This is a genomic window from Lihuaxuella thermophila (assembly GCF_900110165.1).
Classification (GTDB): Bacteria; Bacillota; Bacilli; order Thermoactinomycetales; family Thermoactinomycetaceae; genus Lihuaxuella; species Lihuaxuella thermophila.
The window spans coordinates 19,479-41,097 of the sequence record NZ_FOCQ01000015.1 but is presented as its reverse complement, the minus strand read 5'-3'; the positions used below and the strand labels follow the sequence as shown (position 1 = coordinate 41,097).

The following is a 21,619-nucleotide window of genomic DNA, read 5'->3' as shown; positions in this document are numbered from 1 at the left end:
ATTGAATACCGCTCAAGTGCGGTTTTCCCCTCCTTAGCCGTTATCGTTCAACTTGCTTAGTGGTTTCATTCTAGGTTATTTAGATATGTCTGTCAATAAAAACCTGTTCCTGAATCCTCTTTAAGCCTTCTTTGATCGTTCTCGCGCGAACGTCTCCGATCCCTTCCACATCATCCAATTCTTCGGTCGACGCCAGCATGATGCGCGGCAGTGTTTCAAAGCGGCTGATCAACTTCTGAATGATGCCCGACGGCAAACGGGGGATTTTGCTTAAGATGCGATAGCCTCGAGGGGAAACCGCTTCTTCCTGGGTATTAATATTTCCCGAAAACCCTAGAATTCTTACCAACTGGGAATAATCGAGCAGGTCATCGGCTGACAACTGTTTCAGTTCCTCAAATACTTTCTCCGGTTTAATGTTTTGCGGGTCTTGAGAGTAATCCTTGATCAGGAGTTCGGCTTCTTCTTCCACATTGGACACCAGTTCTTCCAGCTGCATGCTGATCAGGCGCCCTTCTGTCCCCAATTCATGAATATATGTTTCGATTTCGCGTTTGATTCGGAGGACCATTTCAATCCTCTGCAAAACTAAGGCCACTTCGTTTAAGGTAACCAATTCTTCAAATTCCAACGCGCTCAAATTGGTTGTGGATTGATCCAATACCGATTTATATTTTTCAAGGGTCTGAATGGCCTGATTGGCCTTCGTCAAGATCACGCCGATATCTTTGAGGGTATAGCGAAAATTTCCTTTAAACAAAGTTATTATATTTCTGCGTTGCGAAATGGACACAACCAATTTGCCGGTTTGCTTCGCCGTCCGCTGGGCCGTCCGGTGCCGGATGCCCGTCTCCGTCGAAGGAATGGAGGAGCTGGGCACTAATTGGGTATTGGCATACAAAATTCTTTTTCCGTCATTGCTGAGGATGATCGCTCCGTCCATTTTGGCCAGTTCATACAAATGGGCAGGCGAAAAGGGGCAATCGATATGAAAGCCGCCGTCTACGATTTCACGAACGCTTTCATCGTATCCCATCACAATGAGCGCCCCTGTTTTTGCTCCCAAAACATTGTCAAGACCTTCCCGGAACGGGGTTCCGGGAGCAAGCAAGCGCAAGATATCACTCATCACCCTGTCTTTTTGACCTTCTTCCTTCACCGTCTTACCCTCCCAACGCCACTTCCAATGCTTCTCCCAATGCACTGACCCCGATGAGTTCCATTCCTTGCGGCGGTGTCCAGCCCCGACGGTTTTTTTCCGGGAAAATCACCCTTCTGAATCCCATGTTGAAAGCTTCCGCCACCCTTTGCTCAATCCGGGAGACCGCGCGGACTTCTCCGGTCAACCCCACTTCTCCGATAAACAGATCGTGCGGGGAAGTGGCCCGGTCCCGAAAACTGGAAGCCAGGCTCACGGCGATGCTCAAATCCACAGCCGGTTCGTCCAATCGAACCCCGCCGACCACATTGAGATAAGCATCCTGATTTTGCAGAAAAAAGCCAAGCCTTTTTTCGAGTACGGCCATAATCATCGTTACCCGGTGAGGATCTACACCCGTAGCCATTCGTTTCGGGGTTGCAAAACTGGTAGGGGTCACCAATGCCTGTAATTCCACGAGAACCGGGCGGGTTCCTTCCATGCTTGCAGTTACGGCCGTGCCGGGAACACCGACCGGGCGCCCGGATAAAAACATTTCAGAAGGATTGCCCACTTCCGAGAGACCCGTTTCTTTCATTTCGAATACACCGATTTCATTGGTGGAGCCAAAGCGGTTTTTGACGGCGCGAAGCACCCGGTACGTGTGGTGTCTCTCCCCTTCAAAGTACAGGACCGAATCGACCATATGCTCAAGCATTCTCGGTCCAGCGATGGCTCCTGCCTTTGTAACATGCCCAACGATGATGATGGCAATTCCCTTCTCCTTGGCCCAGCGCATCAGTTGCCCCGTACATTCGCGTACTTGTGAAACACTCCCGGGGGCGGATGTGACTTCCGGGTGAAACATGGTTTGAATGGAGTCAATCACCACCAGTTTGGGCCGGGTCTCCTCAAGCAGGCTTTCAATGGCGGTCAAATCGGTTTCCGAGGCGACCATGACCCGGTCATCCAGTGCCCCCAAACGTTCGGCGCGAAGCCTAATTTGCTCCGCAGATTCCTCCCCGGAGACATACAGAACCGGCATTCCCCGCTTGGCCAACTGATGGGTTGCCTGCAAAAGCAGGGTGGACTTGCCGATCCCCGGATCACCGCCCACCAGGATAAATGAACCGGGAACCAAACCTCCTCCAAGCACCCGGTTGAGCTCCCGCATTCCCGTGTCCGAACGGGGCTGATCCAGTTTCTCCACCCGCGTGATGGGGACCGCTTTTTCCCTCTTTTGGTTCAGTTTGACTGCCGTGCCGGGAATGCGGACAGGTTCTCTCTCTTCGATCATTGAGTTCCAATTTCCGCAGGATGGACAACGCCCCATCCATTTGGGAGATTCATATCCACATTCTTGACAAACAAACCTGTTTTTTTTCTTCGTCACAGTCCGTCCCCTATTCAAACTGTTTTCCTTCACTACATTATAGCAAATCCCAACACAAAAACATCCCCACTAGCCTGTTGTGGGGATGTAAGGCTGCTTAAATGGCTTCAGTTGGCTTTACTTTGGTTTTTTCGACCATCAGCTCGCCGTCTCTCACATCGATGGTGACAGAATCACCGCGGCTGATGTTGCCTCTGAGCAATTCTTCAGACAAGCGGTCTTCAATGTGTTTGGTGATTGCCCTTCTGAGCGGTCTTGCCCCGTAGGTCGGGTCAAAACCTTCTTTGGCCAGGTGCTTTTTGGCCGCTTCGGTGAGTACGAAATCGATGTCCTGCTCTTTGAGCCGTTTGCGCAGTTCTTCAGCCATCAGCGAGACGATTTGCTGCAAATGCTCCTCTTTCAGGGAGTGGAAGACGATGACATCATCGATCCGGTTCAAAAACTCGGGGCGGAAGCTTTTCTTCAGTTCTTCCATCACATTCTGTTTCATTTGTTCGTATTCATCTTTGTCGATATTGCCGTCCCCGGTGGTAAATCCGAGCCGCGTATTTTTTCTGATCGTAGAGGCGCCGACGTTGGAAGTCATGATGATAATGGTGTTGCGGAAGTCAACCGTACGCCCTTTTCCGTCGGTGAGGCGTCCGTCTTCCAATACCTGCAGCAGGATGTTAAACACTTCCGGGTGCGCCTTTTCGATTTCGTCAAAGAGAACGACCGAATAAGGTTTGCGGCGCACTCTTTCCGTCAGCTGTCCTCCTTCTTCATACCCCACATATCCGGGGGGAGAGCCGATTAGCCGGCTGGTGGTGTGTTTCTCCATGTACTCGGACATATCGATGCGGATCATCGCATCTTCATCCCCGAACATCGCTTCGGCAAGGGCGCGGGCCAATTCGGTTTTCCCGACCCCGGTCGGCCCCAGGAAGATAAACGAACCAATCGGGCGTTTCGGGTCCTTCAGTCCCGCACGGGCGCGGCGAATGGCGCGGGAAACCGATTTGACCGCTTCTTCCTGCCCGATGACGCGGTTATGGAGAATGTTTTCCATATTCAAGAGGCGTTCGGACTCTTCCTGAGCCAATTTGCTCACCGGAATTCCCGTCCAGTTGGCAACCACATCCGCGATGTCTTCCGCCGTAACTTCCGAGTCGGTTTTCCCCTGGTCTTGTTTCCAATTGTTGCGAAGGATCTCCAGCTCTTCCCTCAATTTTTGCTCTTTGTCCCTGAGCGATGCCGCTTTTTCAAATTCCTGGCTTTGCACGGCCGCGTCTTTTTCTTTTTTCACTTCTTCCACCTTTTGCTCCAACTCTTTCAGCTCCGGCGGAACGGTGTATGCGGAAAGGCGTACTTTGGAGGCCGCTTCGTCAATCAAGTCGATCGCTTTATCAGGAAGATAGCGATCTGTAATATAGCGGTCGGAGAGTTTTACAGCGGCACGAATCGCTTCATCCGTGATTTTCACCCGGTGATGCGCTTCATAGCGATCGCGCAAGCCCTCCAGAATCAGGATCGCTTCGTCCGCCGTCGGCTCATCGACGGTAATCGGCTGGAACCGGCGTTCCAGCGCCGCGTCTTTTTCAATATACTTCCGGTACTCATCCAGGGTGGTGGCACCGATGCACTGCAAATCACCCCGGGCCAGTGCCGGTTTCAAGATGTTGGAAGCATCGATGGCGCCCTCGGCTCCTCCCGCTCCAATCAACGTATGCAGCTCGTCGATGAACAGAATGATATTTCCGGCCTGACGAATCTCGTCCATGATTTTTTTGAGGCGATCCTCAAACTCTCCGCGGTATTTGGTCCCTGCCACCACCGTTCCCATATCCAGGGTCATAACCCGTTTACCGCGCAGGGTTTCAGGGATTTCACCGTCGACAATCCGCTGTGCCAATCCTTCGGCGATTGCCGTTTTCCCTACCCCCGGCTCCCCGATCAACACAGGGTTGTTTTTGGTACGGCGGGACAGGACTTGAATCACCCGTTCAATTTCTTTGCTGCGGCCGATGACAGGATCCAGATTGCCGTCTCTTGCCGCTTGGGTCAGGTCACGGGCTAGACTGTCGAGGGTCGGGGTGTTGACATTGGGATTGCCCCCCTGATGCCCGGCCACTGACTCACTGTTGCCCAGCAGCTGCAGGACCTGTTGGCGCGCTTTGTTCAGGCTTACCCCCAGGTTGTTGAGAACGCGGGCGGCTACTCCTTCTCCCTCGCGGATCAAACCGAGCAAAATGTGTTCCGTTCCCACATAGGTGTGCCCCAGTTTACGGGCTTCGTCCATCGACAGTTCGATCACTTTTTTGGCCCTTGGCGTATAAGCGATGTTGGCGGGTTGCCCTTGACCCCGACCAATCAGCGTTTCCACTTCTTTTTGGATTTTTTCGAGCCCGAGGCCAAGCGCAATCAGCGCTTTCGCGGCAATTCCTTCCCCTTCGCGGACAAGCCCCAGCAAAATATGCTCTGTACCGATATTGTTGTGGCCCAGACGTACGGCTTCTTCCTGGGCAAGTGACAGCACTTTTTGCGCCCGCTCTGTAAAACGGCCAAACATCATAGAACATGACACCTCTCTTTGCCAGTTTTAAGATTCATCTTGATCTTTTTCCATCGAGAGCCGTTCCCGGATCAATTTGGAGCGGCGGACATCCCGCTGTTCCGCGTCGAGCCTCATCCCGGCGTATTGCTGCAGAAAGCCCGGCTGCGTCATGACCATCAGCTCATTCATCACATTGGCCGATACACCTCTGATGAGTCCCGTGTCGACTCCCAACCGGACGTCGGAGAGTCTCTGCATGGCTTCTTTCGAATCGATGATGCGCGAATGGGCGAGAACTCCATAAGAACGATGCACACGGTCTTCCAGTTGGATGGAGGAAGTCTCCAGGAGCCGCTGGCGCGCCAGTTCCTCATGTTGGATCATCTGCCGTACCACGCCTTGCAGCTTATCCAGAATTTCATCCTCCGATTGTCCGAGGGTAACCTGATTGGAAACCTGATAAAGTTGACCTAACGCTTCGCTGCCCTCACCGTAAATCCCGCGCACCGCCAGGCCTACTTGCGTAATCGCCGGAAGCAGCCGGTCCAATTGCTGGGTCATGGCCAAAGCGGGCAGATGAACCATCACGGAAGCGCGGATCCCGGTTCCGACGTTGGTCGGACAGCTGGTCAGGTATCCGCACTGATCATCAAACGCATAGGAGAGATGTTTCTCAAACCAATCGTCAATCCGGTTGGCCATCTCCCAGGCTCTTTCCAACTGCAGACCCGGAAACAGGCATTGGATTCGGATATGATCTTCTTCGTTGATCATGATGCTCACAGATTCATCTTTTGAGAGAAGCACCGCACCGTGGCGCGATTCCTCGGCCAGCATCGGGCTGATCAGATGTTTTTCCACCAGCACTCTTTTTTCCAGGTCGGTCAAATCCCGCATCCGAATCAGTTCGGCGTCTTTTAACAAGGGGTGGGAATCCCTCTCCTTCTTCCATGCCTCTTCAACCTCACGAACCACTGCCTCCGCTTGGGAAGAAGTGCTTAACATGGGGAAAGGATAGGCGGTAAGGTTACGGGCGATCCGAACACGGCTGCTGAAAACGATGTGCGACTCAGGACCTTTGACCCGCATCCACTCACTGATCGCATTTTGCATAAAATGTTCGAGTGACATGGAATCCCCCCTACTTTTCCAATTTTTCCTGCAATGAGCGAATCTGGTCCCTCAGGCGGGCAGCCTCTTCAAACTCTTCGGCTTGGACTCGTAACGCCAATTCTTCTTTCAATCTCTCCAATTCACGGCGAAGCTTTAACTCACCTTTGGTCCGCTCGGGAATTTTCCCCCGGTGGGAAGCATGCCCGTGAACCCTTCTGAGCAGGGGGACGAGTCGGTCACGAAACGTTTTGTAACAGTCGGCACACCCGAAGCGGCCGATTTTGCTGAACTGGTTGTAAGTCAGCCCGCAAGTCGGACAGCGGTGGATATGGGGTTTCGGAGCCCCTCCGTGCCCGCCGGGTTCCGAAGGGGAAGCATCGAAGTTTAAAAGTCCGGATAATAATTGATGAAAAGAAAACCCGTTTTCAAATCCGGGCATCTGCATATATTCACCTTTTTCCTGGGCACACACTTCGCACAAATGGAATTCCGATTTATGACCGTTCACGATTTTTGTGTAATGAAGTGTTGCCGGGCGTTTTCCACACTCTGGACAAAGCAAAAGGACGTCACTCTCCTTTGCTGGAAAATAATGTGGTAACCAACATCCGCATCATACGCGCCCTCATTTGGTCGCGCAGCGGAATCGGCAACTTGAGCGTATCCCGCGAAATTAAACGTCGCATCAGCAGTGCTTCACGCTGGGTCATCCACTTCTCTTCCAAAAGCCGGGAAATCAGATGTTCCGCCGTAATCTGCGGAATGCTCTCCCCGATTTGCTCCAGAAGATCTTCAAACGTTTCTTGCCGGTTTTTGAGACGGACTTTTCGAATGCGGATATATCCGCCTCCTCCTCTTTTACTTTCCACGATATACCCTTTTTCAATCGTAAACCGGGTACTGATCACATAATTGATCTGCGAAGGCACGCACTGAAAAGCATCCGCCAATTCACTGCGCTTGATCTCGATGACTCCGGTCTTGCTTTCACTCAATATTTTCTTCAGATAGTGTTCAATGATGTCCGAAATACTGCTCATCGGACAACCCCCTGCTGACTTTGACTAACTTTGACCTTATTGATTATTATTATAAATAAAACACCTCTTTCTGCCAAGTACCTCTTTCCCTCTCACCTATCATTTTCCCTTTTTTCTTTTGTCTTCATACCAAGCGATTCACTCGGTACGGACAGACTTGATCCCTTGGATCTTACTGATTTCTTCACATAATTCAGCGATCGACGTCTTCTCCGTTAACCGGATGTGAAAGGTTAACGCTACTTGATTCGAATCCGATTCACTTTCCTCAAAATTGACCCTCCGAATGCTTCCTCCCATTTTTTCAATCAGGAGGGTAAGTTCCCCGAGCTTTCCCGGTTCATCTGAAAGAATCATATAAAGGACGTGCACATGACGTTTTTTGATCAATATATTTTCCAGACGGTTTAAGAGCTCCAAGCTTACCAGCACAAAAATCGTCGCCAGGACGGCAGCGAACATAAAGCCGGCCCCCGCCGCCAGGCCGATTCCGGCCACGACCCACAAGGAGGCGGCGGTCGTCAACCCTTTGACGGAAACTCCGTGCCTTAATATCGTTCCTGCCCCCAAAAAACCGATCCCGCTGACGACTTGGGCGGCAATGCGGGCCGGGTCCATCCGGACGTTTTTTTCATTCACAAAATCAGAGAAGCCGTAGATGGAAATCAACATGATCAACGCAGATCCCAAACTTACTAAAATATGCGTACGAAAGCCGGCAGGATGATTGTCCTTTTCTCTCTCCCAACCGATCAATCCCCCCAAAAATCCGGCCGCAAACAATCGGAGAGCGATTTCCCAGTAAGTAATCGTCCATACATTTTCCATCTCAGAAACCCCTCCTGAAGTTTTTATTTACCCCTCTTGCAAGTCCGGCATTTTTTCTGAATAACATTCACGAACATATGTTTCGCATTCAACGAAAATTCGTTGCTCTTGACAAGCGGATCGCATATCGGGTTGTCCACTGGAGGCTGCGCCCCGCAGCCAATCACCTTGCACGTAAAAGGCGATGTGTACAACTGGCCAGGCTGAATTGCGAAAAACACAGTCTGTGACGTAGCAGTTTAAACAAACTATTCACCATGGGGCCTCGGGGGTAGCTTAGTAAACTCCTCTTCGACCGAAGGGATTACCCAAGCGACCGAAGAAAGTCCCTTGCGGGCAATCCCCTGCGTTACGCATGGAAAAGTGTCAAGAATCCAAAATAATGCTGAGCAACTCTTTAAAATCGCCAATGATATAGTCGGCGTCCGCCAGTTCATCGTGTTCGCCAAATTGGGGGAAACCGGAATAACGGCAGCCAATCACTGTCAGGTGATTTTCTTTTCCCGCTTTCACATCGGAACGGCGATCGCCCACCATGTATCCGCTGGTGATGCCGTGCCGTTCTTTGCAAATGTTCACCAGATCCGTTTTACTTCCCGTCTCAAACTCACCAGCTGTGTAGATTCCTTCGAAGAGAGAGATTAATCCCTTTGATTCCAGCGCCCCGCGCACATAGGGAAGAAGCCCGTTGCTGGCGATCAAAAGAGGCCAACCTGCATTTTTTAGTTTTTTAAGGGTCTCATCCACACCCGGATAGAGAGCCCCTTTTCCCTCCGCCAACATCTCCAACTCTTTCTCCAACAGGATGCGGTCCGCCTTTTTTCTCGTTTCCTCGTCTGCTTCGGGCAACAGCCGTTGCCAAATCTCTTCATGCGTCATTCCAAATACCGACTGAATTTTTGCTGCCGAAGGGGTCTCACCCGAATACAAGCCCAGCTCCCTTAAATCACGAAACATGGCTTCCGCCGCAGGAACGGCCAACTTTTCCGTTTGAAACAAGGTACCGTCCAAGTCAAAAATAATGGCTTTCAAACATAACACCTTCTTTTCTGTGTATATTTCACTTATTTCCGATAACATACTCCATTTCCATGGCAAGGACAAGAGCCGGGTCAAATGGAAAAGAACAATTCAAAAAATTTCATTGACAAATGGTTGGCTAAACATTAGAATTTAAATTGCCTTAAATTACACTCGTTTCTGAAAGGAGGTCGTCCAACATGATGAACGTGTTCATGAATGTTCCAACTGTTCAAGGGGTTGGTCTGCCCATTTTTGCCGATACCCGGAGAGGAGCAGCTCCCTCCAACGGGATCTTTTTGGCTGAAAAAGCATATACAAGGCCGCCGGACGACCTCGGTGATGAGACGATGATGAATTAATCTCAGCGAAACAATCACCACAGGTTCTGCGGGGCCTGTGGTTTTATATTCCCTTTTGCAGGGTACCACAGGCCGTTTCTCTACAAAACCTGTGGTACTTTTTGTTTTTGCTGAAAAAAAGGAGGAGTACCGTCTTGAAAGCCATTATCCACCTCTTTTCCACAGAGCGGATCCGACTACAGGAGCAGATGGAACCCGGATCCGAGACGAACAGCGTTTTCAATCACGTTTTAATCGACTACTGGTTGATCGAAGGTCCCCGCTCTTACCGGCAGAGTATTCTGAGTGACAAGATACGCAGCTTGGACATCAGCCGGAATTATTCGCACTGGATGTAAGGATGATTTTTGACTTTTGTGAAAGGGTGTGAGAGTAGTGACAACTCAGACCATCGAGAAGGATTCGGAACAGGCGAACCGGCCGTCCGATTTGCCGGAATCACCAGTCGCCATAAGCTGCCGCCAAATCAGCAAAACCTTTTACGAGCCGGTCAAAGGGAGCCGTTCCTGGAAAAACGGCTTCCTCGGCCGTAAACGTCCGTTAAAGGCCGTGGATCAAGTTTCGTTTGAAGTGTTCCAGGGAGAGGTATTCGGGCTTCTGGGTCCAAACGGTTCCGGAAAATCGACGTTAATCCGTCTGTTATCCACCCTCCTGCTTCCCGACAGCGGTAGGTTAACCGTGTTCGGGTATGACGTGTCAAAAGATCAACACCAGATCCGCCGCTTCATCAACCGTGTTTCCGTTGAAGCCTCCTTTTTCAAAAAGCTGTCCGCAATGGAAAACCTGCGTTATGCGGCGAGAATTTACGGGCTTCCCCAAGAAGAGGGGCGGGAAAAAGCTCTTTCCATCCTGTCCCGCCTCGGCATTGATCAAGAGAAAGCCCATACTTCACTCGAAAACTTATCACGGGGAATGCAGCAAAAAGTGGCGATCGCCCGGGCTTTGATGACATCGCCCACCCTGGTTCTGCTGGATGAACCCACCACCGGGCTGGACCCGAAATCAAAGCGGGATGTTCAGGAGTTTGTGGAAGAAGTGATGGACACCCATGATGCCACGATCATTCTGACGACCCACGACATGGATGAAGCGGAGCGGTTATGCGACCGCATCGCCATTATCGATCACGGTCAAATTGTCGCGCTGGATACCCCCCAAGGTTTGAAAGATCACGTGGGAACCAATTCAATGGAAGAAGTATTCTTCCGGCTGACAGGGAAATCATGGGAGGATGTGCTGGCAGATGAAAATCACGAGTGAACTGAATGCCATGTATGCCTTTGTAGAGCGGAGTTTCAGCCTGATCCGGCGTTACATCGCCTGGGAAGCGGTTTTCCTCTTCTATAACGTTGTCAATACGTTAACCATCGGGCTGATCGGTTTTACGGTAAACGACCCGGCAGAACGTTCCGAAATGGTCCTGTTTCTGGTGGTTGGCGCTCTCTTCTGGGGTTTTATGTCGGTGCTGTTTGAAGAGGTAGCCAACTCCATCACCTGGGAACGCTGGGAAGGAACCATCGAATACACGTTTATGGCTCCGATCCGCCGCGTGACTCATCTGGCCGGAATGTGTATGTTTGCCGTTTTGTACGGCATCTTTCGCACTGTCGTCGTATTGACGGCCGTCGCTTTATTTTTCGACCTCAATCTGGAAAAATCCAACCTTTTTTCAGCGTTGTCGGTATTGATTGTTGCCAGTCCGGCTTTTATGGGTTTAGGCTTAATCGCTGCGGTTCTTCCCCTGCTGTCTCCGGAGCGGGGGACACAAGCAACCCATATCATTCAAGGAGTCATTTTGCTCGTTTCGGGCATTTATTATCCTGTCACATTGTTGCCCGGATGGCTGCAGCCGCTGTCCTGGATCTCTCCGGGAACCTACGCGCTGGAATCGGCACGGGCCGCACTCTTAAAAGGTGCCACCCTTTCCGACTTGTGGCCACAATTGCTCATACTTGTCGTGATCGGAGCCGTCCTGATCCCGTTCGGATTGTGGATTTTCTCCGTCGCTGAAAAATATGCGATGCGCACAGGCAAGTTAAAGCGCAACGGGTAAAGAACGCACCCGTGACGGATACAGAATGAAATGAGCGGGAACCCCCAAGCGGCCACGGAAAAAGTGGAAAAAAGGGGGTTCCCCGATTTTATGCCCGACTTATCACCTCTGTTCCCGTTTAAATTCGGCCAGCAACACACCGATCTTATCTTGCAGCTCCCGCATGGAGCCGCTGGTGTAACCATTCATCAACATCGAATAGGCCAGCCGCTCACCGTCTTGGGTACTTACATAACCGGACAGCGCGCTGACATCTGTTAATGATCCCGTTTTTCCCCGCAAATTTCCCGCCGCCGCCGTATTTTTCATCCGGCTGCGCAACGTGCCGTCCACTCCGGCAATGGGCAATGAATCGTAAATCGCTGAAAAATAGGGTTCTTCCGTCAGTGCGGTCAGCAGCCCGACCAAATGCGCGGACGCCAGTTGATTGCGCCTCGTCAATCCTGAGCCGTCCAACAGATCCGCATTCAGATCCACCCCGAGACTCCTGGAATAGTCAGTCACGACTGAAATGCCTGCCTTGGCCGTCCCTTCTCCTTTTTTCTCGAAACCGATCGTCTTCAGGATCATTTCTGCATAAAAATTGTCGCTGTTCTTATTGAGATATTGAATCACCTCAGCCAAAGGAGGGGAAAGATAGCGCCGAAGCAATTCCGACTCTTCCGGAACCGGCCCTGATGTGACCCCGCTCCGGGCACTGAAGGAAATGCCCGCCTGTTCCAACTGTTCCTTTAACACATGTCCGGCATAAAGATGGGGATTTTCAACCGGAACACGTGTGTAGTCCCCGCCGAAATCCAACGGGAGGCTGCCCGACAGCCGAATCGTATTGGTTCCCCGGTCCCGCCAAATTTTTAACGTGTTTTCTGAACCGGCCGGTCCGGTCACCACCTCGTTTACGACCCGGACATAATCCGTCTTGGGAGACAAAGTGAGCCGGATCGGATCTCCCGCCTTTTCCCCCGGCAGGTAGTCCAGGCGAACGGTTCCCCTGTTTAAGGACAGGGCGGTAATTTGCGGCTGATAATATTCACTTTCGTCGTCCCAGGACCACCCGTCCCCGTACACATCATCGGTGAAAATGCCGGCATCGGCCACCACGTTCCCTTCCACCCGCTGAATGCCGAGCGCTTTTAAATCGCTGACGATTTGTTCGATCACCGGACCTTCTTGGACACGCAGCGGCCCGTCGGTAGCCAACGTCGGATCTCCGTATCCTTTCATCACTAAATCCCCTTTCAGAACCCCGTCACGAATGGGCCCGGTCCGGTAGAGTTCCGTTTTGAACCGGTAATCCATGCCCAAGGAACGGAGTGCCGCTCCCGCAGTGAACAGTTTGATGTTGGAAGCAGGGGTTAACAACGCTTCCGCATGATGCCGATACAGCACTTCACCATGATCGACCGATTGAACCATTATCCCGCTGATCATGCCGGCATAGGCTTCGTCCGCCAACAGCGGATCGATGGCATCGCTCAAAAGGTATGCTTCTTCCGGCGGAAGTTCACCCGGGTCCGGCAAATCCGGATACGTGGCCAGCGTAATGGCGATCCGGTCTTGCAACGCTTTTGCCAACGCCTTTTTCTGCGCCCCCTTGATCAGGACGGAAAAAGCGAACCGCTCTCCGGACTGGGCAACAGCAATTCCGGCGAGTCCAAATTCCCCGCCTGTCTTGGCCCGGACATGCTTTTCACCCGGCGTTCCGGTCATCCGGTTCTTCAACGTGCCATCGACTCCGGCAACGGGCAGCAACGACCAAAAACGTTCCCCGGCCGGATGCCGATCCATCGTTTCTAACAGTTGAACCAAGTGATGAGGTGAAATGGCATCCTGCCTCGACAGTCCCGAACCATCAACCTGTCGAAACTGCAAATTCATCCCCGCCCGGTCACGGGCAAACGACTGAATGGCCCGAATCCCCGCCTCTGCGCTTCCTTCACCCGCCTCCCGCGCTCCCAACTGCTTTAACAGCATCTCGGCAAAAAAGTTATCGCTTTTCTTGGTCATATGACGGAGCAATTGATCCATGGGGGGTGAAACGATTTGGCCGATCCGCTCCGCCTGTGCGGACACCGCCCCTGTAATGACGGTGGTGTGTTTCCCAGCCAGCATGCCCTTTTTTTGCAATCTTTCCTTGAACACATACCCGGCAAACAGTCCGGGCTCCACGACCGTCCGCTTCACGGTCAGTCCGGGGTGATCGGTTCCGATTTTTCCGGAAATGACCAGTTCGTTTTTCGCCCGCGTCCGGGTGATGGTCAGATTCTGGTTGTCGCCATCTTCCGTAACCGCCCTGTTGACCACCCGGACATAATCCGGTGCGGGAGAAACGGTAACACGTGGCGGTTTCCCCAATCGTCCGGGGGTCACTTTTACCCGTACGGTGTTGCCGTTGACGGATACGGCTCCGATCTGTGCGCTAAACGGGAAGAGTTCATCATCCCACATCCAGCTGGTTCCCAAACGGACAGAATCATAATACGAATCGTCGACGACAATATCACCGCTCATCTTGCGAATCCCTTTTTTGACGAGAGCCTGGGCCAGCTGATCCAGTTTGTCCACCGTGAGCGAAGGATCTCCATATCCTTTGAGGATCACGTCACCGCGCAAAACGCCTCCCGCCACCCTGCCGTCGATATACAATTCCGTCGGGATTCTCAGCTCACGCGGCCAGCGGTCCAAGAGGGCGGCACTCACCAGCAGCTTGAGTGTCGAACCGGGCACAAATGTCTTGCTCTCTTGCCATGAAGATACCGCTTTATGACGATCCAGCGAATACACTTCATAGCCGACCAGCATCCCCTTCGTGTCGGGATTTTGTTTTAATTCCTGCACATACTGACGGAGTGTCCGATCCAGGCGCACATCCGGATCCGAGCCACCCGACGCCCATGCGGGAACAGCCATCCATGCTTGCAGGATGAAAAAAATCAGCGCAAAACAGATGCGGCGCTGCCATCGATTCATCGATACCCCTCCCTTCTCATGATATATTAATAATAACAGAACATTCAAAAAAGTTCTATCACCTTCCGAAATCCAGCCCGTGATCAGGTTGAGGAATTGGAGGCAGCATGATTGGAATAAGCCGGTTTCCAGGGTTTCCCGCTGTTATTTTCGTCAGTCGTTCAAATGTTTATTATGATCTGTTCCAATTTCTGCTATAAGATAAAATCGAGAATCCAAACCTACCGGAGTGATTCGCTTGTCTTACAAATCAATCAAATGGCTTATACTCATCCTACCTACATTTGTCATCGGTTTATGGGAATATCTCCGTCATACGATTTTGTTGCCGTATCTCTCCATGGAACTCGGTAACTGGCTCTCCCCGGTGATCGTTTTCCTGGTTACCATCACTTTTCTGCACAAGTTATTTCAGATTTACGAAAACATGCAGACACAATTAAATAAGGAGAGAGAAGAAAAGGCGATTCTGTACGAACGGGAACGAATCGCCCGCGAACTTCACGATGGGATCGCCCAAACCCTATTCCTGTGTTCCGTCCAGGTGAGCCGGATGAAAGAAAAATATCCGGGACCCGAATGGACAGAACTGGACAAGAGCCTTCGCCAGATCCACGATTATGTGCGCCACTCGATCTACAACCTGAAAAATCCGCCGTCCAAGCGGTGCTTACAAACGCGGATCGAACAACTGGTTCAGCAATTTGAATTGGATACGGGACTCGATTTCCATCTGGATTTAAAAATGGAGGATGTGCATCTGGAACCCAAAGAACAAGTGGAATTATTCGCCTGCCTCCAGGAAGCTCTCACCAATATCCGCAAACACGCCGATGCCAGCCAGGTGTGGATTCGCTGGCTCCCCAAGCATCGGGGATGGCGTTTAGAGGTGGAAGACGATGGCGTTGGCTTTCAAACAGACCCGTTTCAGCCGAACGGCCGGTTCGGGCTCCGGATTATGCGTGAACGGGTGGGCGAGCTGGGCGGCTCCTTTTCTTTTACCCGCAATAACGGAAAAACCAGATTAGTGATCGAGAAGGAGGGGGAATGATGACCTGCCGCATTCTCATCGGCGATGATCATGAACATGCCCGTCAAGCGATGCGCATGATTTTGGAAAATGATCCCGGTTTTGAAATCGTGGCAGAGGCTGCGAACGGCAGGGAGGTCATCCTGTTGTCTGAGGAGAAGATGCCGGACATGATTCTGATGGATATCAACATGCCCATGCTGAACGGATTGAAGGCGACACGGATCATCAAAGAGCGGTTCCCGGAGATTAAAATCGTTATCGTGACTGTCTCCGATGATGTTTCCGACCTGTTTGAAGCCATTAAAAAAGGAGCGCAGGGATATCTCTTAAAAAACCTGAATCCTTCCATCTGGCTGGAATACCTCCGCTCTGTGGCCGCCGATGAAGCACCGATGCCAAGAGAAATCGCGCGGCGCATCCTGAGGGAATTCAGCCAGCCTCCCCGCCCTGCGCCAGAGTCCGGCTTAACCGTCCGGGAACGTGAGGTTCTCAGTTGTGTGGCCAGAGGATTGAGTAATAAAGAGATAGCCTGCCAACTCTCCATTTCCGAATATACGGTTAAAAATCACCTGAAAAATATCATGCAAAAGCTGCATATGAATAATCGCGTTCAACTGACCCGTTACGCCTTCGAACACGGATGGGTGGATGCCGATTCATAAGCCGGGCGAATTTGTCACAAGATATAGCTCCAAAGAGGGATGGAAAACAGAACACTCAGGCAGTAGTATAAGATCGATCCCTTTGACAACCGTTGGATAAAGATTTAGAAGGAGCACAAGGAAAATGAAACTGACAATCCGATTCATACCGATGATCTGTGTGCTGCTTGCCGCCGCCTGGCTCACTGCCTGCAGCCAGAAAACCAATGAACATCAGGGCCATCAGAACCAACAGCATCAACCAACCGGTCAATCCCAACCGCTCCGCATTGAATTTAATACAAATCCCGCCCCGGCGGAGGCCGGCAAACCAGTTACCCTGACCTCAACGGTAAAAGCGGGAAACGAGTCTGTGAATGATGCCACAGTCGAATTTGAAGTATGGAAAAAAGGGCAGAAAGAGCATCAGAAATTCGGGGCCAAACGGCAGCAAAACGGGACATACACGGCCTCCGCTTCATTCCGGGAAGCAGGGGAGTATGTAACCATCGTCCACGTAACCACACCCAAAACACACCAGATGGCAAGCGGCGCATTCACCGTGGGCCAAGCCTCCGGCCACTCTCACGGAGATCACGGAGATCACGGGAACGGGGTTCAGCTGCATATCCAATTTCCCTCTCAAGCCAGGAGCGGGAAACCCATCACAGTAATTGGCCATGTCCAGCGGGACGGGAATCCTTTGACGGATGCGGAAGTCCAATTTGAATACTGGAAAGAAGGAGAACAAAAACACGAGTGGACGGACACCGCGGAACGGAACCCCGGGGAATACCTAACCACGATCCGTTTCTCCGAGCCGGGAACCTATCGTGTGAAATTACACGTGGAAAAAGGGGAAATCCATGATCACAAAGAAGAAACTTACATCGTAAAATAAGAACCGATTTTTTGAAGAAAGTCGCCCCGTTTTACTTGTAGGGGGACCGGGTGCGCACCAATCCCACCCTCTCGCGTGACCCCTCCGTTTGTGTTAAACTGGTTACGAACAGACCTCCTTGGACTGAGGAGTTGCGTAAAGACTTCCACCGGCGTTGCCTGCCGTTCGGCTATAACGCCGCATGGGTGGTCGCAAGAATCCCCTTCGTCCCAAGCACGGGGTCAGTCAATATCTTTTAAGGTAGAGAGCTAACTCCACTTTAAAAAGACGGGTCCGAGAACAGATTCTCGGACCCGTCTTTTTTAACTTACCGCAGAAAGATCGGGCGCCACTTGCCCCAGGACATACAGCATGTAAATCAAAAATCCCGCCAGACCCACATAGGCCAGCCCAAACGCCCAGCGCGTCTTTACAGGAACGCTGTAATATTTATCATCGCGCTGAATCCCTCCGACAGCTTCCCTGCCGGAAACAAGGTAATCCACTTCGAGGTGCATGCGGACATACGGATGTTCAAAAGTAGGGCGAGTCGTTTTGACCAACTGAACCCGCCGGGCCACCCCCGGGGGCATCCCTTCAAAACGCATGACGTTTTCCAGTCCCGGGAATTCGGCTTCCAGTACGTGCTCCCGCGTGTCCAAGCGACAGTATTGGGTAAACGGAAGAGGGCGCTGGTGATCCTCTCCCGGGATCCAGATCCCGGATTCCTCAAACTTCACCGGATCGATATCTTGAGCCAGCAAGTAGGTTTGGGGTTTCATCTTCTTTTTGCGCCTGCTCCTTCCATAAACGGCCCACAGTTCCCAGACGAACATCAAATAAATCAGAGCCAACAGCCAGCTGCGCAAATAGATGATCACGATAAGACCGACCACCAGCCCGAATACCCACAGCCAGCGGGTGATGGCGGTCACAATCCTCCCCCCGTCCAAAGGATGAATGGGAATCAGGTTGAAAAGATTGAGAAAAAACCCCACCATCGCAATCACATAAAACAGCTCATTCCCGGTCCACACACCCACTCCGTAACAAGCCAGCGCGCCGAGAGACCCGATCAGAGGCCCCCCGTACGCGATATACGCCTCTGTCGCCGCATCCGTCGGTTGCTTCTTCATGGTGATCAATGCGCCCAGAAACGGAATAAATGCAGGTGCGGAAACCGGCAACCCTTTTCTTTTGGCCGCCCAAACATGCCCCATCTCGTGAATAAAAATCATCACTACCAGTCCGATTGCAAACTCAAAGGGGTAGAACAGGGCATACCCTCCAACGGAAACCGCCATACTGATGAGGGTTCCGCCAAACTTTCCAAATTTCAGCAGCGGAAGGATGGATTTGAGTTTTCCGCCGACACTGATGAGCAAAACCCCCAGCCAGCCAAGCCAAGATACCAGGCGGCCCCGGGGTTTTTTGGATTCCTCTTGATCCACTCACTCAACCTCCCCCGACAAGATAACCTCTGTCATCCCCTTTTTTCCCCTTCTTCATGTTTTTCATGCCCTTATTATAACAAAAGGGAAAGGCCCCGGACGCCCTTCCCTTACAGAATAAGACAAAGCTCGCCTTCTTATTCATACCGCAAACATTCGATGGGATGCAGGCGGGCCGCTTTATTGGCGGGCAGGATTCCGAACACCACGCCAAACAGCATGGAGAACAGAACTCCGCCGATGCCTACAGGGACGGAAACCTTCGCCGGCCAGATGTTCAGTCCGTCGAGGATTCCCGCCACACCCGCCCCGAGCAGGATGCCGATTCCCCCGCCAATCACAGAGAGGGTCATCGATTCCACCAAAAACTGCATCAGAATATTTCCCCTTGTCGCCCCCAACGCTTTGCGGATTCCGATTTCCCTGGTCCGCTCAGTCACCGAAACCAGCATGATATTCATCACGCCAATACCGCCGACAAGCAGAGAGATTCCGCCGATACTTCCGATCACGATCGTCATAATATTGGCAATGCGGGTGATTCCCTGCAACATCTGCTCTATATTCTGAACTTCATAACCATCTTTTTTATTATGGTTGCGATTGAGCAGCTTGACGGCTTTCTTTCCCGCACTCTCCATCATGCCCGGTTCTTTTACCTGCAATGTCACCTGGCTGATTTTCATCATGCCAAAGATGTTTCGCCAAGTTCGCGCAGGCAGGTAAACCTCTGATGTTTGCACCATCGCCTGCAGTCCCTCGGGCGTTTCCAACACACCGATGACCGGAACCGGTTGGGAACCAATGCGAATAATTTTTCCAATGGGATTTTGCTGTGGAAATAATTTTTCGGCCAGGCTTTTTGAGAGGATGGCTCCTCCGCTCATGCTGTGAAAATCGGCCGATTGGAAAGAGCGCCCTTTCTCCACACTGATTCCCGACATCTCCAGGAAAGCATTGTTATTGACGCCGAACACCAGCGTTCCGGTTGCTTTTTTATCCCGGTACTGAACACTGGCCATCTCAAAACTGCTGGCCACCACTTGTTTGATCTCGGGAATCTGTCTGAGATCCTGCAAATCGGTCTCGGTAAAAAAGTTTTCATCCTGAATGAAAAATCCGGCATTCTCATCCTGCTTGGGCACAAGATTCATCGAGTTTTGAGAACCGGCGAAGGCCTCGGTCAACTGAGCCGTTCCTCCCTGCCCGATGGCGACAATGACGATAACCGAGGCGACACCGATGATGATTCCGAGCATCGTGAGGATGGAGCGAAGCTTGTGCGCAAAGATGGAATCCAAGGCCATCTTGATATTCTCCCAAACCGTCAACGTCGCTTCCCTCCTGCCCGTACCTGATCAGCTATGAGCTCCCCGTCCCGGATGATCAACTGCCGCTGTGCCCGTTCTGCCACTTCCGGATCATGGGTGATCAATACGACCGTACGTCCTTCTTGGTGCAACTCATCAAACAAATCCAATACGATTCCGCTCGAATGGGAATCCAGGGCACCGGTCGGCTCATCGGCAAGCAGGACCAACGGCTGTGTAACCAGCGCCCGGGCGATCGCCACCCGCTGTTGCTGTCCTCCCGATAACTCGGAAGGACGATGGCTTTTGCGGTCTTCCAGCCCGACACGGCGCAGGGCTTCCAGCGCCCTCTTTTTTCGTTCCGCTTTCGATACACCCGCATAAACGAGCGGCAACTCAACATTTTTTTGCGCATCCATCCGGGGCAATAACTGAAACTGTTGAAAGACAAAACCAATCGTCCGGTTTCTGACTGCCGCCAAACCCGTATCATCTTCTTTAAACACATCTCTGCCGTTTAAGAAGTAAGTTCCTTCGGAAGGACGGTCCAAACAGCCGATAATATTCATCAAAGTAGATTTTCCAGAGCCCGAAGGCCCCATAATGGCCACATATTCTCCTTCGTCAATGGTGAGATGAATATTTTTCAGCACAGGAATCTGGAGGTGCCCCGCTTGATACGATTTAAAGATCCCTTTCAATTCAATCATCGGATTTCCACTTCCATACCTGTCCTCAAATCGGCAGGCGGGTTGACAATCACCGGCTGGTCAGCAGAAATTCCGGAGAGAATTTCAACGATATCACCGTTGCTTCTTCCGATCTTCACCGGCTTTTGAACCGCTTTCCCTTTTTCCACTACAAATACGAAATTCTGCTCCCCGTTCTCTTTGACGGCTGATTGCGGCAAACCCTTGACCCGTTCTTTGGAAGTGGTAATTTCAATGATCAATCTTGAACCGATTTTCATCGGCACGGCTTCTTCCAGTTTGATATCCACCGGATAGGTTACCTGCGCATCCTGATCCGCCGACGCGGCTACCTGATTCGTTTTGGGCAAAAAGCCGACTTGTTCCACCTTGGCTGTCCACTCTTTATCCAAAATGGCATCTGTCTTGATGGTAACGGATTGCCCCGCTTTTACTTTGATGGCATCGTATTCAGAAACATTGGCCGTCACTTTCAACTGGCTGAGATCCGCCACCACCACCAGCGGCTCTGCAGCCGTCGCCGCTCCACCGGTACCGGCTCCCGCATTTTCGTTCACCTGCACCACTGTGCCGTTTTGTTCGCTGGTGACAAACAAGCGGCTTTCTTTCGCCTTGACCATGTCTAGTTGCTTTTCGGCCTGGTCCAATTCCAGCCTGGCCAGCCGGATCTGCTGTTCAATCTCATCTTTGCCGGAACCCGGGCTTCCTCCCTGGTTAGCTGCAAGAATCTGACCGGAAACTGACGACGGAGGTGGCGTTTGCTTCAGCTGCTTCTTTTGTTTGTACAAACCGTCCAACTTGACCTTTGCCGTTTTTATTTGCAATTCCGCCTGGTCCCTCTCCGCATCGAGCGTCGGATTTTCATATTCGATCAGACGGTCGCCTGCTTTCACTTTTTGTCCCTGTTTGACCAGGATTTTCTTCAGATCGCCCCGGTCCGGCTCCAGATAAACCGCCTGCTGTTTCCCTGCGGTTAAGGTTCCCGAAGTTGTCAATGTTTCCACAAACATTTTCTGCTCCAGTCTGGTCACTTTGACTGGTCCCTCTGCACGGGATTTCTGCACGACAGCTATTGTCACCATGGCCGCTACGGCTGCTGCGATCCCGGCTCCGATCCAGATCTTCTTGTTCACCGAACATTCCT

20 protein-coding genes are annotated in these 21,619 nt (G+C 51.7%); 7 read left to right on the top strand and 13 right to left on the bottom strand.

What is annotated here, in order from left to right; translation table 11 throughout:
* Positions 1–79: 79 nt before the first annotated feature.
* The 8 genes from disA to BMW55_RS15325 all read right to left on the bottom strand — a co-directional run bounded on the left by disA (position 80) and on the right by BMW55_RS15325 (position 9,077).
* On the bottom strand, positions 80–1,159 hold the full coding sequence (disA, locus tag BMW55_RS15360) for a DNA integrity scanning diadenylate cyclase DisA (protein WP_280139792.1): 1,080 nt from the start codon (positions 1,157–1,159) through the stop codon (positions 80–82).
* 4 nt (positions 1,160–1,163) lie between these two features.
* Positions 1,164–2,531, bottom strand: a complete 1,368-nt coding sequence (radA, locus tag BMW55_RS15355; protein WP_089971372.1) for a DNA repair protein RadA — start codon at positions 2,529–2,531, stop codon at positions 1,164–1,166.
* 97 nt (positions 2,532–2,628) lie between these two features.
* Positions 2,629–5,082, bottom strand: coding sequence for an ATP-dependent Clp protease ATP-binding subunit (locus tag BMW55_RS15350; RefSeq protein ID WP_089971369.1), 2,454 nt, complete (start codon positions 5,080–5,082; stop codon positions 2,629–2,631).
* A 27-nt stretch (positions 5,083–5,109) separates the two neighbouring features.
* Positions 5,110–6,195 carry a protein-arginine kinase McsB gene (gene mcsB, locus BMW55_RS15345; protein WP_089971366.1) on the bottom strand — a complete coding sequence of 362 codons (1,086 nt, stop codon included), beginning with the start codon at positions 6,193–6,195 and terminating at the stop codon, positions 5,110–5,112.
* Positions 6,196–6,205: 10 nt separating this feature from the next.
* Positions 6,206–6,739, bottom strand: coding sequence for a protein-arginine kinase activator protein McsA (gene mcsA, locus BMW55_RS15340; protein ID WP_089971363.1), 534 nt, complete (start codon positions 6,737–6,739; stop codon positions 6,206–6,208).
* Positions 6,740–6,746: 7 nt separating this feature from the next.
* Positions 6,747–7,217, bottom strand: a complete 471-nt coding sequence (locus BMW55_RS15335; protein ID WP_089971360.1) for a CtsR family transcriptional regulator — start codon at positions 7,215–7,217, stop codon at positions 6,747–6,749.
* A gap of 138 nt (positions 7,218–7,355) precedes the next feature.
* Positions 7,356–8,045, bottom strand: a complete 690-nt coding sequence (locus BMW55_RS15330) for an MgtC/SapB family protein (protein ID WP_089971357.1) — start codon at positions 8,043–8,045, stop codon at positions 7,356–7,358.
* 366 nt (positions 8,046–8,411) lie between these two features.
* On the bottom strand, positions 8,412–9,077 hold the full coding sequence (locus BMW55_RS15325) for an HAD family hydrolase (protein WP_244527593.1): 666 nt from the start codon (positions 9,075–9,077) through the stop codon (positions 8,412–8,414).
* Positions 9,078–9,265: 188 nt separating this feature from the next.
* Here BMW55_RS15325 and BMW55_RS19520 point away from each other — a divergent pair, with 188 nt between their 5' ends.
* The 4 genes from BMW55_RS19520 to BMW55_RS15310 all read left to right on the top strand — a co-directional run bounded on the left by BMW55_RS19520 (position 9,266) and on the right by BMW55_RS15310 (position 11,480).
* On the top strand, positions 9,266–9,427 hold the full coding sequence (locus BMW55_RS19520; protein ID WP_170839973.1) for a hypothetical protein: 162 nt from the start codon (positions 9,266–9,268) through the stop codon (positions 9,425–9,427).
* 134 nt (positions 9,428–9,561) lie between these two features.
* Entirely contained in the window at positions 9,562–9,765 is a 204-nt protein-coding gene (locus tag BMW55_RS15320; RefSeq protein ID WP_089971351.1) for a hypothetical protein, read from the top strand.
* Between the two features lie 37 nt (positions 9,766–9,802).
* Positions 9,803–10,687 (top strand): ABC transporter ATP-binding protein, encoded by an 885-nt coding sequence (locus tag BMW55_RS15315; protein ID WP_211663683.1) that lies wholly within the window; start codon positions 9,803–9,805, stop codon positions 10,685–10,687.
* A complete protein-coding gene (locus tag BMW55_RS15310; protein ID WP_211663682.1) occupies positions 10,671–11,480 on the top strand; it encodes an ABC transporter permease in 810 nt (269 codons plus the stop codon). The genes BMW55_RS15315 and BMW55_RS15310 overlap by 17 nt, the downstream gene beginning before the upstream one ends.
* Before the next feature lie 102 nt (positions 11,481–11,582).
* Here BMW55_RS15310 and dacB read toward each other — a convergent pair whose 3' ends face one another.
* Positions 11,583–14,450, bottom strand: a complete 2,868-nt coding sequence (gene dacB, locus BMW55_RS15305) for a D-alanyl-D-alanine carboxypeptidase/D-alanyl-D-alanine endopeptidase (RefSeq protein ID WP_089971348.1) — start codon at positions 14,448–14,450, stop codon at positions 11,583–11,585.
* 229 nt (positions 14,451–14,679) lie between these two features.
* On the opposite strand from dacB, the gene BMW55_RS15300 reads away from it, so the two are divergent.
* From BMW55_RS15300 to BMW55_RS15290, 3 genes are all read left to right on the top strand, one after another.
* Positions 14,680–15,501 carry a sensor histidine kinase gene (locus tag BMW55_RS15300; RefSeq protein WP_244527592.1) on the top strand — a complete coding sequence of 274 codons (822 nt, stop codon included), beginning with the start codon at positions 14,680–14,682 and terminating at the stop codon, positions 15,499–15,501.
* Positions 15,498–16,145 (top strand): response regulator, encoded by a 648-nt coding sequence (locus BMW55_RS15295; protein ID WP_089971340.1) that lies wholly within the window; start codon positions 15,498–15,500, stop codon positions 16,143–16,145. The genes BMW55_RS15300 and BMW55_RS15295 overlap by 4 nt, the downstream gene beginning before the upstream one ends.
* 124 nt (positions 16,146–16,269) lie before the next feature.
* Positions 16,270–17,025, top strand: a complete 756-nt coding sequence (locus tag BMW55_RS15290) for a FixH family protein (RefSeq protein WP_089971337.1) — start codon at positions 16,270–16,272, stop codon at positions 17,023–17,025.
* A 302-nt stretch (positions 17,026–17,327) separates the two neighbouring features.
* Here BMW55_RS15290 and BMW55_RS15285 read toward each other — a convergent pair whose 3' ends face one another.
* The 4 genes from BMW55_RS15285 to BMW55_RS15270 all read right to left on the bottom strand — a co-directional run bounded on the left by BMW55_RS15285 (position 17,328) and on the right by BMW55_RS15270 (position 21,608).
* Positions 17,328–18,455 (bottom strand): site-2 protease family protein, encoded by a 1,128-nt coding sequence (locus tag BMW55_RS15285; protein ID WP_244527591.1) that lies wholly within the window; start codon positions 18,453–18,455, stop codon positions 17,328–17,330.
* A gap of 137 nt (positions 18,456–18,592) precedes the next feature.
* On the bottom strand, positions 18,593–19,786 hold the full coding sequence (locus tag BMW55_RS15280) for an ABC transporter permease (protein ID WP_089971334.1): 1,194 nt from the start codon (positions 19,784–19,786) through the stop codon (positions 18,593–18,595).
* Positions 19,783–20,475, bottom strand: a complete 693-nt coding sequence (locus BMW55_RS15275; RefSeq protein ID WP_089971331.1) for an ABC transporter ATP-binding protein — start codon at positions 20,473–20,475, stop codon at positions 19,783–19,785. Before BMW55_RS15275 ends, BMW55_RS15280 begins: the two co-directional genes overlap by 4 nt.
* Positions 20,472–21,608: an efflux RND transporter periplasmic adaptor subunit gene (locus BMW55_RS15270; protein ID WP_089971328.1), complete on the bottom strand. Its 1,137-nt coding sequence runs from the start codon at positions 21,606–21,608 to the stop codon at positions 20,472–20,474. Before BMW55_RS15270 ends, BMW55_RS15275 begins: the two co-directional genes overlap by 4 nt.
* Between the last annotated feature and the right edge of the window lie 11 nt (positions 21,609–21,619).

Coding starts and splice junctions, on each gene's coding strand:
- BMW55_RS15350 (WP_089971369.1), bottom strand. CDS start 5,082: ATGATGTTTGGCCGTTTTACAGAGCGGGCGCAAAAAGTGCTGTCACTT.
- mcsB (WP_089971366.1), bottom strand. CDS start 6,195: ATGTCACTCGAACATTTTATGCAAAATGCGATCAGTGAGTGGATGCGG.
- BMW55_RS15335 (WP_089971360.1), bottom strand. CDS start 7,217: ATGAGCAGTATTTCGGACATCATTGAACACTATCTGAAGAAAATATTG.
- BMW55_RS15330 (WP_089971357.1), bottom strand. CDS start 8,045: ATGGAAAATGTATGGACGATTACTTACTGGGAAATCGCTCTCCGATTG.
- BMW55_RS19520 (WP_170839973.1), top strand. CDS start 9,266: ATGATGAACGTGTTCATGAATGTTCCAACTGTTCAAGGGGTTGGTCTG.
- BMW55_RS15310 (WP_211663682.1), top strand. CDS start 10,671: ATGAAAATCACGAGTGAACTGAATGCCATGTATGCCTTTGTAGAGCGG.
- dacB (WP_089971348.1), bottom strand. CDS start 14,450: ATGAATCGATGGCAGCGCCGCATCTGTTTTGCGCTGATTTTTTTCATC.
- BMW55_RS15295 (WP_089971340.1), top strand. CDS start 15,498: ATGATGACCTGCCGCATTCTCATCGGCGATGATCATGAACATGCCCGT.
- BMW55_RS15290 (WP_089971337.1), top strand. CDS start 16,270: ATGAAACTGACAATCCGATTCATACCGATGATCTGTGTGCTGCTTGCC.
- BMW55_RS15275 (WP_089971331.1), bottom strand. CDS start 20,475: ATGATTGAATTGAAAGGGATCTTTAAATCGTATCAAGCGGGGCACCTC.